Source organism: Microbacterium sp. Bi98 (assembly GCF_918698045.1).
In the GTDB taxonomy this organism is placed as follows: domain Bacteria; phylum Actinomycetota; class Actinomycetes; order Actinomycetales; family Microbacteriaceae; genus Microbacterium.
Window position 1 is genome coordinate 507,392 of record NZ_CAKKLK010000001.1, and the last position, 10,623, is coordinate 518,014.

Genomic DNA, 10,623 nt, shown 5'->3' on the forward strand with positions numbered 1-10,623 from the left:
ATGTGGTCGGAGTCGGCGGCGACGTCGACCGTGTCCCGTCGTCGTTAGACTCTCGTGGTGGTCTCGCTTCTCTACGTCTGTGTGCGCCCCGAACTCGGGGCGGCGGATGCCGAGCACGCCTCGTTCCGACGGGCGCTCGGCGTCGACGTCGTCGACCGCCTCGACCTGCTCACCGAGCGCCTCGACCCCGCGCGCCTCGCTCGATACAGCGGCGTCGTCGTCGGCGGCTCGCCGTTCAACGTCAGCGACGTCGAGAAGTCCGCCGTGCAGCTGAGGGTCGAAGCGGATCTCGAGCACATCGCGCGGCTGGCGATCGACTCGCAGGTCGCCGCCTTCTTCACCTGCTTCAGCATCGGCGTGGTGACGCGGATGCTCGGCGGCCAGGTCACGTCGGACACCCCCGAGTCGGCGAGCGCCACCGTGATCGAGACCACCGCCGCCGGCGCCGCGGACCCCGTCTTCGGTCCGAGCTCCCCCGCGCTCACCGTCTTCACCGCTCATAAGGAGAGCGCTGCGGCTCTGCCGGAGGGCGCGGTGCTGCTCGCCACGAATGACACCTGTCCCGTGCAGGCGTATCGGGTGGGCACCCACCTCTACACGGCGCAGTTCCATCCGGAGCCGACTCCGCGGGACTTCGCCGATCGGATGACGTTCTATCGCACCACCGGGTACTTCGACCCCGACGAGTTCGACGCCGTGCAGGGGCAGGTGCTGTCGGCATCCGTGACGGAGGGTGCGGCGCTGCTGCGCCGTTTCGCGCAGACGTTCGCGGCAGCCTGACGCCCGCGGGCTCAGCCTGACCCGCGGGCTCAGCCGGTCAGGCGTGCCCGTCGCCTCAGCCGCGCAGCAGCTCGACCCGTTCGCGGAGGTATGCCTCGAGCGGCATCCAACCGCCTGCCGTGCTCCATCGCACGGATGGCACCGTGTCGACCATCGCCAGAGGCCCGGATGCTCCGCCCGCGTCCACGACGGCGAGGTCGATCACCGACCATCCGACGTGCACGACATCGCCCTCGTCGAACCCGCCCCGCAGTGCCAGAGCACGTCGTTCTGCGCGCTCGCGCGCGGACTCCGCCGTGTAGCCGCGGCGCCCCGGATCGGCGGCCCTCAGCACTTCGGCGGTCGCCAGTGCGTGCGTCTCGGTGAGCAGCAGCACGCCGAGGTGCCACGCCTCGCCCACCCGCACGATGCGGCGTCCGCGCCACCGCGATTCGCGCTCTTCACCGAGTCCCTCCTTCGGAAGGCCGGCGAGCGCACGCACCGCGTCGGCGACGAGCGCGGACGCGGCCGTCACAGCTCCCCCTGCGGTGTCTCGCGGACGAGCGCCGGGTCGACGAGTCGTGCCGCCTCGCCGCGGATCAGCATCCCGATCAGGGGGAACAGCAGCACCGACAGCATCCCGGCCCCGACGAGTGCTGCCGCCGTGCCGGTGTCGATCATCTTCTGATCCACCCCGATCGCCGTCACGGCGACGATGATGGGCAGCCCGGTGGCGGCCAGCAGCCCGATCGCGGTGCGGTCCCTGGCGCTCGCGCCCGTCGGCGCGGAGAGCTGCGCGGTCGTGCCGCGGAGCACGAGCAGCGCGACAAGGAACAGCGGAAGCATCAGCATCGCCGACGACGAGCCGGTGAGCGCCTGCAGGTCGAAGTTCACGCCCGTGTAGAGGAAGAAGATCGGCACGAGGAAGCCGAACGCGATGGCCTCGAGCTTCGTCTCGACCGCCTCGGCGTCCTTCTCGGGCGCGCGCGCCATGATGATGCGCCACACCGCTCCGGCGACGAATGCACCCAGCAGCATGTCGAGGTCGAGCACGACGCTGAGGCCGACCAGCGACGCGATGAGCAGCAGCACGAACCGCACGCCGAACTGGTCGGAGGTGTGCAGCGTCGCACGCACGAACGAGTGGAGGCGCCCGTGCGGCATCCTCCGAGCCATGAGCACGGCGAGCCCCGCGAGCACGACGAAGGCGAGCAGCACCGCGGTGGCGAGCGGGGTGGTGCGGGTGCTGAGGAAGAGCGAGATCGCGATCAGCGGCAGGAACTCGCCGACCGCGCCGATCACGGTGACCGCTCGCCCGAACGGGGTGTCGGTCTCCTGCGCATCCCTGAGGATCGGCATCAGCGTGCCGAGTGCGGTGGAGCTGAGGGCGATCGCGATCACGACCATCCCCTCGCCCGGGGCGAGGAGGAAGCCGATCCCGATGCCCAGCACCACGCTGATGGCCCACCCGATCGAGGCGCGGACGAGGGGCCGTCCGGCGACCGCCCGGAAGTCGATCTCGGAGCCCGCGATGAAGAACAGCATCGCGAGACCGAAATCACTGAGCTTCTCGAGGATGGGCGTCGGCTCGACCCAGCCGAGCACCGCGGGCCCCGCGAGAATCCCGAGGACGAGCTCGAATACGATGATCGGCACGCGGATGAGGGGTCGGATGCCGCGCGCCAGCAGCGGCGCTGCCACGGCGAGCAGCGGGATCAGCACCAGTCCGAGATCGCCCGCGTCCACGCTCCCAGAGTAGCGACCCGTCGTCGCGATGCGTCCGATTCGCCCGGTGGTCGCATCCACGGCAGAATCGATGCACACCCTCGAGGAGCCCTCATGTCTCAGCCCGACACCGCCCGCCTGCTGATCGCCTGCGATGATCAGCCCGGCATCGTCGCCGCCGTCGCCGGCGTGCTCTCCGTCCACGGCGCGAACATCATCTCGCTCGACCAGCACTCCACCGACTCCGAGGGCGGCCGGTTCTTCCAGCGCACGGTGATCCACCTCCCCGGGCTCTCTGCGGCGCGCACGGCTCTCGAAGCCGATCTGGCTCAGGTCGCCGAGCGGTTCGGCATGGAGTGGTCGCTGCACGACACCGCGCGGCGCAAGCGCGTCGCGATCTTCGTCTCGAAGTACGATCACTGCCTGATGGAGCTGCTGTGGCGCACGCAGCGAGGCCAGCTCGACATCGACGTCACGATGGTCGTCTCGAACCACCCCGACCTCGCCGAATCCGTGCGCTCGTTCGGGGTGCCGTTCGTGCACATCCCCTCAGGCGACAAGCAGACGATGGAACAGCGTCAGCTCGAGCTCCTGCGCGGCAACGTGGATCTGGTGGTCCTCGCCAGGTACATGCAGATCCTCACCGACGACTTCATCGAGGGTCTCGGCGCCCCGATCATCAACATCCACCATTCCTTCCTCCCCGCGTTCATCGGGGCGAACCCGTATGCGAGGGCGAAGGACCGCGGTGTGAAGCTGATCGGAGCCACCGCGCACTACGCGACGGCGGATCTCGATGAGGGACCGATCATCGAGCAGGACGTCACCCGTGTCACGCACTCGGAGTCGGCCGCCGATCTGCAGCAGCGCGGCGCCGACGTCGAACGCCTCGTTCTCGCCCGTGCCGTGCAGTGGCATGCCGAGGACCGTGTGATCGTCCACGGCCGGTCCACCGTCATCCTCTGACCCGGGGTGCTCAGAGGGGTGCGACGCCTCTAGCCGATGACGTCGCTGGCAAGCCCCCGTACCTGGCCAGCTTCACAGCCCGGATCGACAACGACCCTCACCGGGCCTCCGGCACTCCCGCCAGCAGTTCGGCGAAGGCCTCGGCCGCGGTCGCATGACCGGCCAGTGCCGCGCCCTGACCCATCCAGAGCGACTGCAACTCGCCGAGGTTCTGTTCGCCCGCTGCCGCGCGGAATCGGCCGGTGAGCCAGTTCTGCATCGGGAACGGGGCGATCGTCCCGCTCGCCTCGATCGCCCGCACCGCACGGTTGCGGGTGCCGCGGGCGAGGCGTCCGCTCATCGCCCTCGTGAGAACGGTGCCGTCGGCGGCGGTGGAGCGGATGGCGTCGCGATGCGCCTGGTTCGCCGCCGACTCCGCCGTCGCGAGGAAGGCCGTGCCGACCTGCACGGCTGACGCTCCGAGCGCGAACGCGGCGGCGACTCCGCGCCTGTCGGCGATGCCGCCGGCCGCGATGACCGGCACATCGACGGCATCCACGACCTGCGGCACGAGTGCGAAGGTCCCGACGAGCGATTCCTCGGCCGGACGGAGGAACGACACCCGATGGCCGCCGGCCTCGAAGCCGGTCGCGACGACGGCGTCGACCCCGGCGCCCGCGAGTGCGACGGCTTCGGCGACGGTCGTCGCGGTTGCCACGACACGGATGCCGCGGCGGTGCGCCTCGCCGACGACGGCCCCGGACGGAACCCCGAAGACGGTGCTCAGCACGGGTGGTGCCGCTTCGAAGATCGCGTCGAGCTGCTCGTCGAGGGGAGGCAGGTAGCGCTCGGGGCGGGCGGGCACCTCGAGTCCGACCGCGTCGTAGAACGGCTGCAGCGCCTGCGCGAACACGGTGTGCTGCGGATTCGGCTCGACCTCGTCGCCGGTCGGCAGCCAGATGTTCACCGCGAAAGGACGCGAGGTCGCCTCCCGCAGAGACGCGATCGTCGCGTCGATGCGGTCGGCGTCGTAGCCGTAGAGCCCATAGCCGCCGAGGCCGCCGGCCTCGCTGACCGCCGCCGTGAGCCCGACGGAGGAGAGCCCGCCGAACGGACCGAGGATGATGGGGTGTTCGATGCCGAGCAGTGCGCGCAGATCACTCATGCCTCGAGGCTATCTCCGCTCCCCTGCCCCGAGGCGGGCGCGCGACCGATGCCGCACTCGGATGCCGGTGATAATCTCGGCGTGAGGGATCAGGGAGGCGCGCATGAGCGAATGGTTCGGGCAGATGCTCGGCTTCGTCGCGGCCGCGCTCGGGGTCATCGCGGTGCCGGATGCCGCGGCACTCGGTGTCGCGATCGCGCTGATCGCCCTGACGACCCTCACGATCGCCGTGGCGCTGAGCGTCGCACCGCCCTCTCCACGCAGCGCCCCGCACCCTTTGCGGGCGATCGACGTCTCGACCCTGCTCGCCCAGAGCGATCCTGACGCCGCCGGTCACCCGCGTCCTCGTGCGCCGGGAGTCGCCGTCTCCGCGTAGTCCGCCCTCGTACGGGACTGCGCGGCTTTCGCCGACCCTTCCCGACACACGAACGGACTTCCATGGACATCTTCGCCTTTCCACCCCTGACCTTCCTGCTCGACGCGGCGTACGGCGCCCTCGCCGGGCTCTCCGCACTGCTCGAACCGCTCGCCGGAGCATCCGCCGCCGCACTCGCCGTGGTGCTCGTCACGCTTCTCGTGCGCGCACTGCTGATTCCCGTCGGCGTCTCGCAGGCGAAGGCCGAGCAGACCAGAGCGCGCCTGGCTCCTCGGCTGCGCGAACTGCAGCGCCGGCACAAGAAGAATCCCGAGCGCCTGCAGAAGGAGATGCTCGAGCTCTACCGCTCCGAGAACACGTCTCCGTTCGCCGGGATGCTGCCGGTCCTCGCTCAGGCGCCGGTCGTCGGCATCCTGTACACGCTGTTCATCCGCCCCGATATCGCCGGGCACCCGAACGACCTGCTCACGCACGACCTGTTCGGTGCACCGCTGGGCACCAGTTTCGTCTCCGCCGTCTTCGGCGGCACGGCGACGCCGGAGACGCTGTGGGTCTTCGGTGCGCTGATCGCCGTGATGATCGTGGTGGCCGAGATCACACGACGGGTCTTCCGGCCGGCCGTGGTCGACGACGACTCGCCGCTGAACTCGCCGACGATGCTGCGTGTGACCAGCGCTCTGCACTATCTGACGGCCGTCTTCGCGATGTTCGTGCCGCTCGCCGCCGCGCTGTATCTCACCGTGACCGTGGTCTGGACGCTGGTGCAGCGGATGCTGCTGCGGCGCCGCTATCCGCTGCCCGTGCCTGCTGCGGTCAGCGCCTGACGGGTCGGCCGGTCATTCGGGCAGCGGGATCGGCGCGGTGAAGGGACCGGGCTCGTCGTCGCGGCGGGCGCCGTCGGGCGCGGTCCCGACCTCTCGGGCTGCGGCCGCATCGTCTCGACGGCGCTGACGTCGCACGCCGAGCGTCGTGCCGACGCTCGCCGCCACCACCAGGGCGATCGCGAGCATCCGCAGCGGAGTCGCCGACTGCCCGAGGATCAGCCACCCGGCGAGCGTCGCGAACGCGGGCTCCAGGCTCAGGAGCACGCCGAACACGCGTTGCGGCAGGCGACGCAGCGCGGCGAGCTCGAAGCTGTAGGGGATCACCGACGACAGCACGGCGGTGACCGCGGCGAGCAGCAGCAGCTGCATGTCGCCCGCGACGGTGACCGCGGCCGGCACACCGACCGGGATCAGCAGGATCGCGGCCACGACCAGGCCGACCGCGAGTCCGCTGCTGCCGGGGATGATGGCACCCACCCGGGCACTCATCCGGATGTACATGGCCCAGAAGCCGGCGGCGATCAGGATGAAGACGATCCCGAGCGGATCGAGGGGCTCGGCGCCGATCAGTCCGTCGACGCCGAGCAGTACCATCCCGAGCAGCGCGACCCCCACCCAGGCGGCATCGACGAGGCGCCTGGTCAGCACGGCGGCGAGGACGAGCGGCCCGAGGAACTCGATCGCGACGGCCGGACCGAGCGGGATGCGGTCGATCGCGGCATAGAAGAAGCCGTTCATCGCGGCGAGCGAGACCCCGAACAGCACGGCGGCGAGCCACTGCGACTTCGACCACCGGAATGGTCTCGGGCGCACGATGACGACCAGCAGCAGCGCCGCGATCGCCACGCGCAGCGAGGTCACACCCCACGGGCCGAGCACCGGGAAGAGCTGGGCCGCGACCGCGGCCCCGAACGGCAGCGACAGGCAGGAGCAGACCACGAGCACGACGCCCACGAGCGGACGGGACGGCGTGGACTGCTTCACCCAGCCAGCCTACGGCGCGCGCGGATGCCGACGAACCGGCCCTGTCAGAGGTGCTTGCCGCCGGTGACCGCGAGCACCGCGCCCGAGGTGTACGACGACTCCGCCGACGCGAGGTACACGTAGGCGCCGGCGAGCTCTGCCGGCTGTCCGGCCCGGCCGAGAGGCGTGTCGGATCCGAAGGTCTTCACCCGCTCGTCCGACCAGCCGGTGGCCGGGATCAGCGGCGTCCAGATGGGGCCGGGAGCGACGGCGTTCACGCGGATGCCGCGCTCTCCCGCCTCCTCGGCGAGCGCCTTGACGAACGCGACCTGCGCCGCCTTGGTCATCGCGTAGTCGATGAGGTTGGGCGACGGCTCGAAGGCCTGCACGGACGACGTGACGATGATGCTGGAGCCGGACTCCAGATGCGGGTACGCGGCCCTGGCCGAGTACAGCAGGCCGAAGAGGTTGGTCTCGAACACGCGGCGGAGGCGGTCGGTCTCGAGATTCTCGAAGCCGTCGATGTCGTGCTGGTACGCGGCGTTCAGCACCAGGATGTCGAGGCCGCCGAGGGCGCTCCGCGTCTCGGTCACCACCTCGGTGGCGAAGGCCTCGTCGCGGACGTCGCCGGCGAGGCTCAGCCCCTGGCGGCCTTCGGCGCGCACGAGATCGATGGTCTCGTCGGCATCCGCCTGCTCCTCCGGCATGTGCACGATCGCCACGTCGGCTCCCTCGCGGGCGAAGGCGATCGCGACGGCTCGGCCGATTCCGGAATCCCCGCCGGTGATCAGGGCTCTACGCCCCTCGAGACGCCCGTGGCCCACGTACGACTCCTCGCCGTGGTCGGGAGTCGGGCGCATGTCGTCGGTCAGTCCCGGCTGGTTCTGCTGCTGACCGGGGAATTCCTCGTCGCGGTGCTGGCTGCGGGGGTCGGGGGTGCTGTCTGCCATGGTGTCTCATCTTCCTCGCGACTCGCCATCATCGTGCGTGGCCTGAGTCGGGCGTTCAACGAGACTCGCGGCCCGTCGGCGCCCTCGGGAGGGGGTTGACAATCGACACCTCGATCGACGATCGGAGTGCGACAGGTGAATGGCTCGGGCCGCTCAGGCCCCGGGGGCGGCGGGCTCGTCGTCGGCCGACGCGACGGGGCCGGACGTGTCCTGTGGCTCGGGAACGAGATACAGCCCGCTCGGCGCGTTCGCGGTGAAGGCGAGCGCCTCGATCCAGGCGCGGTTGATCGACGGCTGCCTGCTGCCGAAGTACTTGAAGGCGAGCGAGCTGCCCGGCTGCACCCACACCGTCGTGCGGCCGCCGCCGACGCTCGCGTCTTCGCGCCAGCTGAACGGGAACGGCTCGGCGCGTCGCAGCTTGGCGGTCATCACGAGCTGCAGGTGGGTGAGGGCGCGATCCTCGATCTCGGTCTTCACGCTGCCCTCGTAGATGAACTTGCCCATTCGCCCTCTCCTCTGGTGTGCAGGTCTTCGTCATGCAGTTTATGGGACCGCAGGCCCTCGATGCGTCGGCCCGAGCGGGCTGTCCAGACGGGGTCGGAGCGGGCCGAAGTCAACCCCCTGCGTGCGGATCCCTTCGCCGATATCCTGGCAGGAACCGCGAGGAGACCCACCATGAACGCACGACACATCGACGACCGTTCCGATGAGGGCTACACCCCCACGACCACTCACGCCGAGTTCGGCGAGGGCAACCCGCGCCTGCGCGTCACGCGCGACGGCGAGCGCGCCGAGTTCGCCCTCGAGGTCGACGTGGTGCGCATCGGCTCCGCTGCCGACAACGAGCTGCGGCTCGACGGCGCCGACCCCGTGCACGCCACGATCACTCACGACGACCGTGACGAGTACGTCCTCGAACTCCACGGCGAGGGCGAGATGAACAGCAACCCCGACGCCACCGCCACCCACCCCGGCGATCGCACCCAGACGCTGCGCACCGGCGCACGCTTCACCGTCGGCGAGTGGGAGCTGGTCTACGCACGCGACGAGTTCGCCGACCACGGGCGCCCGTACGGCGGACGCCTCGGCGGCGAGTACTCCGACCAGCCGTTGCAGCCCCCGCGGCCCGACTACTCCGACGAGGCGACCATCGAGTCCGACGCCCCGACGCACGCGGACTCCGCTGAAGAGAAGTGACAGCAGAGCAGTCACCGCTGGGCCGCGTCAGCGACGTCGCCGCTGAGCGCGGACTGCGCATCTGCGTGGTCGAATCCCTGACCTCGGGACGTCTGGCGAGCACGATCGGCGCGGGGGCCGATGCCGGTTCGTGGTTCGCCGGCGGCATCGTGGCCTACCTCACCGATGTGAAGGAGAGCCTGCTCGGACTCACGCCCGGAACGGATCCGTGCTCCCCCGAGTGCGCCGAGCATCTCGCCGCGAGCGCACTGCGGCTGTTCGACGCCGACGTCTGCATCTCGACAACGGGGGTCGGCGGGCCCGATCCTGAAGGCGGGCACGAGCCCGGCACCGTCTACGTCGGATGGGCCACGGGCGACGGGGTCGGTCACCGCAGGCTGGCTCTCAGCGGCGATCCGCAGGAGGTCCTCGACGAGACGGTCGACACCGCCATGCGGCTGCTCGCTTTCCATGCCGAGGGCATCCGCCCTGCGGGACCGCGGCGCTCGGGACCGGAGTCTTCGGCATCCGCGGCTGCCGAAGACGACGCCGAAGACGACGCCCAGGGAGATGGCGCCCAGGGAGATGGCGCGGCAGAGCCCACGGCCTGAGCCCTGGCTCTCCTGCGCTCGACCCGTCTCCCGTCAGCGTCCGGGTACGACGCCGATGCGCAACGGCGCGCCGGGTGCGGATGCCGCGGTGATGGCCTCGTCGAGGTCGGCGAGCTGCCGCACTTCGCCGACCGCGTCCACGAACGGGTAGGCGCGTCCTCGTCCTGCGAGGAATGCGACAGCCTCGGCGAGCTCCGATCCCGTGTAGTTGTGCACGCCGGTGACGGTCACCAGCCGTCGAACGATGCTCTCGGCGTCGAGGGGCACCGGCTCGGCAGGGAAGACGCTCCCGACCAGCACGACCGTGCCCCCGGTGGCGACGCCGGTGAGCGCCTCGGCCACGGCATGCCCCGAGGCCTCGATCACGACATCCGGATCACGATCGATCGGACCGGCGCCGAAGCGTGCGGCCAGAGCCAGCCGTTCGGGTGCGGGGTCGAGCACCTCGACCGTCGCGCCGTGCTCCACCGCGATCGCCGCGGCCGAGAGCCCGACGAGTCCGGCTCCGTGGATGCGGACGGTCGCGCCGTCGAGGTCGTGATCGCGCGCAGCCCGGGCGACGGCGGCCCAGGCGGTCGCGGTCGCGCACGATGCCGGAGCGAGCACCGCGGCTGGCAGGGACTCGGGCACCCGCACGATCGCGGTGCCCGCCCGCACCTGGACGTGCGAGCCGAACGCGCCGGTGAGGTCGCCGTGCACGCCGATGCGGTCATGACCGTACTTGCCGAGCGCGCGGCACTTCTGCGGCACACCCTGGGCGCACCTGTCGCAGGTGCCGCACGAGATCGTGACCGACCAGACGATCCGATCCCCGATGCGCACGGGGACGCCGTCGACCGTCGAGGCCCCGCCGTCGCCCAGGGCGATCACACGTCCGACGCTCTCGTGTCCGAGCACCAGCGGCACCGGGGCGGACCGACGTCCGTGCACGGTGTGGACGTCGGACCCGCAGATCGTCGACATCTCGACGGCGACGAGCACGTCGTGCTCACCGAGCGCGACACCGGGCACGGCGATCACCTCGTGCGGGTGGCCCTCACCGATCCACACCATCGCTGTGGCCGCGGGCCGCAGGGCCACGTCGCGACGGTGGCCGGGAGGACGGATCAGCAGAGTTCCCATGTCAGGG

General features: G+C 70.8%; 13 protein-coding genes. 6 read left to right on the forward strand and 7 right to left on the reverse strand.

The genetic code is table 11. The features are described 5' to 3' along the window. The first annotated feature begins 57 nt into the window (after positions 1-57). Positions 58-780, forward strand: coding sequence for a GMP synthase (locus LQZ85_RS02490; RefSeq protein ID WP_053099224.1), 723 nt, complete (start codon positions 58-60; stop codon positions 778-780). 55 nt (positions 781-835) lie between these two features. Here the strand turns inward: LQZ85_RS02490 and LQZ85_RS02495 are convergent, their stop codons facing one another. Both LQZ85_RS02495 and LQZ85_RS02500 read right to left on the reverse strand, forming a co-directional pair. After that, complete coding sequence (locus LQZ85_RS02495) at positions 836-1,294, reverse strand: hypothetical protein (protein ID WP_056279635.1); 459 nt, start codon at positions 1,292-1,294, stop codon at positions 836-838. Next, positions 1,291-2,505: a cation:proton antiporter gene (locus LQZ85_RS02500; RefSeq protein WP_053099225.1), complete on the reverse strand. Its 1,215-nt coding sequence runs from the start codon at positions 2,503-2,505 to the stop codon at positions 1,291-1,293. The genes LQZ85_RS02495 and LQZ85_RS02500 overlap by 4 nt, the downstream gene beginning before the upstream one ends. A gap of 93 nt (positions 2,506-2,598) precedes the next feature. On the opposite strand from LQZ85_RS02500, the gene purU reads away from it, so the two are divergent. After that, positions 2,599-3,450 (forward strand): formyltetrahydrofolate deformylase, encoded by an 852-nt coding sequence (purU, locus tag LQZ85_RS02505; RefSeq protein WP_056279633.1) that lies wholly within the window; start codon positions 2,599-2,601, stop codon positions 3,448-3,450. A gap of 97 nt (positions 3,451-3,547) precedes the next feature. Here purU and LQZ85_RS02510 read toward each other — a convergent pair whose 3' ends face one another. Then, the gene (locus LQZ85_RS02510) at positions 3,548-4,594 is read right to left on the reverse strand and encodes a nitronate monooxygenase (RefSeq protein ID WP_230100407.1); all 1,047 of its coding nucleotides are present in this window, start codon (positions 4,592-4,594) and stop codon (positions 3,548-3,550) included. Between the two features lie 103 nt (positions 4,595-4,697). On the opposite strand from LQZ85_RS02510, the gene LQZ85_RS02515 reads away from it, so the two are divergent. Together LQZ85_RS02515 and yidC are read left to right on the forward strand one after the other, a co-directional pair. Then, entirely contained in the window at positions 4,698-4,970 is a 273-nt protein-coding gene (locus LQZ85_RS02515) for a DUF6412 domain-containing protein (protein WP_053097575.1), read from the forward strand. Positions 4,971-5,032: 62 nt separating this feature from the next. Next, the gene (gene yidC / locus LQZ85_RS02520; RefSeq protein WP_072591720.1) at positions 5,033-5,794 is read left to right on the forward strand and encodes a membrane protein insertase YidC; all 762 of its coding nucleotides are present in this window, start codon (positions 5,033-5,035) and stop codon (positions 5,792-5,794) included. 12 nt (positions 5,795-5,806) lie between these two features. On the opposite strand, the gene LQZ85_RS02525 is transcribed toward yidC, so the two are convergent. From LQZ85_RS02525 to LQZ85_RS02535, 3 genes are all read right to left on the reverse strand, one after another. Beyond that, positions 5,807-6,778, reverse strand: coding sequence for a DMT family transporter (locus LQZ85_RS02525; protein ID WP_072591721.1), 972 nt, complete (start codon positions 6,776-6,778; stop codon positions 5,807-5,809). 44 nt (positions 6,779-6,822) lie between these two features. After that, positions 6,823-7,707 (reverse strand): SDR family oxidoreductase, encoded by an 885-nt coding sequence (locus LQZ85_RS02530; RefSeq protein WP_056279629.1) that lies wholly within the window; start codon positions 7,705-7,707, stop codon positions 6,823-6,825. A gap of 153 nt (positions 7,708-7,860) precedes the next feature. Next, positions 7,861-8,211: a hypothetical protein gene (locus LQZ85_RS02535; protein ID WP_056279627.1), complete on the reverse strand. Its 351-nt coding sequence runs from the start codon at positions 8,209-8,211 to the stop codon at positions 7,861-7,863. A 171-nt stretch (positions 8,212-8,382) separates the two neighbouring features. Here LQZ85_RS02535 and LQZ85_RS02540 point away from each other — a divergent pair, with 171 nt between their 5' ends. Further along, complete coding sequence (locus tag LQZ85_RS02540) at positions 8,383-8,904, forward strand: FHA domain-containing protein (protein WP_053097580.1); 522 nt, start codon at positions 8,383-8,385, stop codon at positions 8,902-8,904. After that, positions 8,901-9,494: a nicotinamide-nucleotide amidohydrolase family protein gene (locus LQZ85_RS02545; RefSeq protein WP_082586668.1), complete on the forward strand. Its 594-nt coding sequence runs from the start codon at positions 8,901-8,903 to the stop codon at positions 9,492-9,494. Before LQZ85_RS02540 ends, LQZ85_RS02545 begins: the two co-directional genes overlap by 4 nt. Before the next feature lie 33 nt (positions 9,495-9,527). On the opposite strand, the gene LQZ85_RS02550 is transcribed toward LQZ85_RS02545, so the two are convergent. Continuing rightward, a complete protein-coding gene (locus LQZ85_RS02550; protein ID WP_056279625.1) occupies positions 9,528-10,616 on the reverse strand; it encodes an alcohol dehydrogenase catalytic domain-containing protein in 1,089 nt (362 codons plus the stop codon). Positions 10,617-10,623: the final 7 nt, after the last annotated feature.

What these genes read in the sequence shown, in the direction of transcription:
- purU (WP_056279633.1), top strand. Translation starts at nt 2,599, where the DNA reads ATGTCTCAGCCCGACACCGCCCGCCTGCTGATCGCCTGCGATGATCAG.
- LQZ85_RS02510 (WP_230100407.1), bottom strand. Translation starts at nt 4,594, where the DNA reads ATGAGTGATCTGCGCGCACTGCTCGGCATCGAACACCCCATCATCCTC.
- LQZ85_RS02515 (WP_053097575.1), top strand. Translation starts at nt 4,698, where the DNA reads ATGAGCGAATGGTTCGGGCAGATGCTCGGCTTCGTCGCGGCCGCGCTC.
- yidC (WP_072591720.1), top strand. Translation starts at nt 5,033, where the DNA reads ATGGACATCTTCGCCTTTCCACCCCTGACCTTCCTGCTCGACGCGGCG.
- LQZ85_RS02530 (WP_056279629.1), bottom strand. Translation starts at nt 7,707, where the DNA reads ATGGCAGACAGCACCCCCGACCCCCGCAGCCAGCACCGCGACGAGGAA.
- LQZ85_RS02535 (WP_056279627.1), bottom strand. Translation starts at nt 8,211, where the DNA reads ATGGGCAAGTTCATCTACGAGGGCAGCGTGAAGACCGAGATCGAGGAT.
- LQZ85_RS02540 (WP_053097580.1), top strand. Translation starts at nt 8,383, where the DNA reads ATGAACGCACGACACATCGACGACCGTTCCGATGAGGGCTACACCCCC.
- LQZ85_RS02550 (WP_056279625.1), bottom strand. Translation starts at nt 10,616, where the DNA reads ATGGGAACTCTGCTGATCCGTCCTCCCGGCCACCGTCGCGACGTGGCC.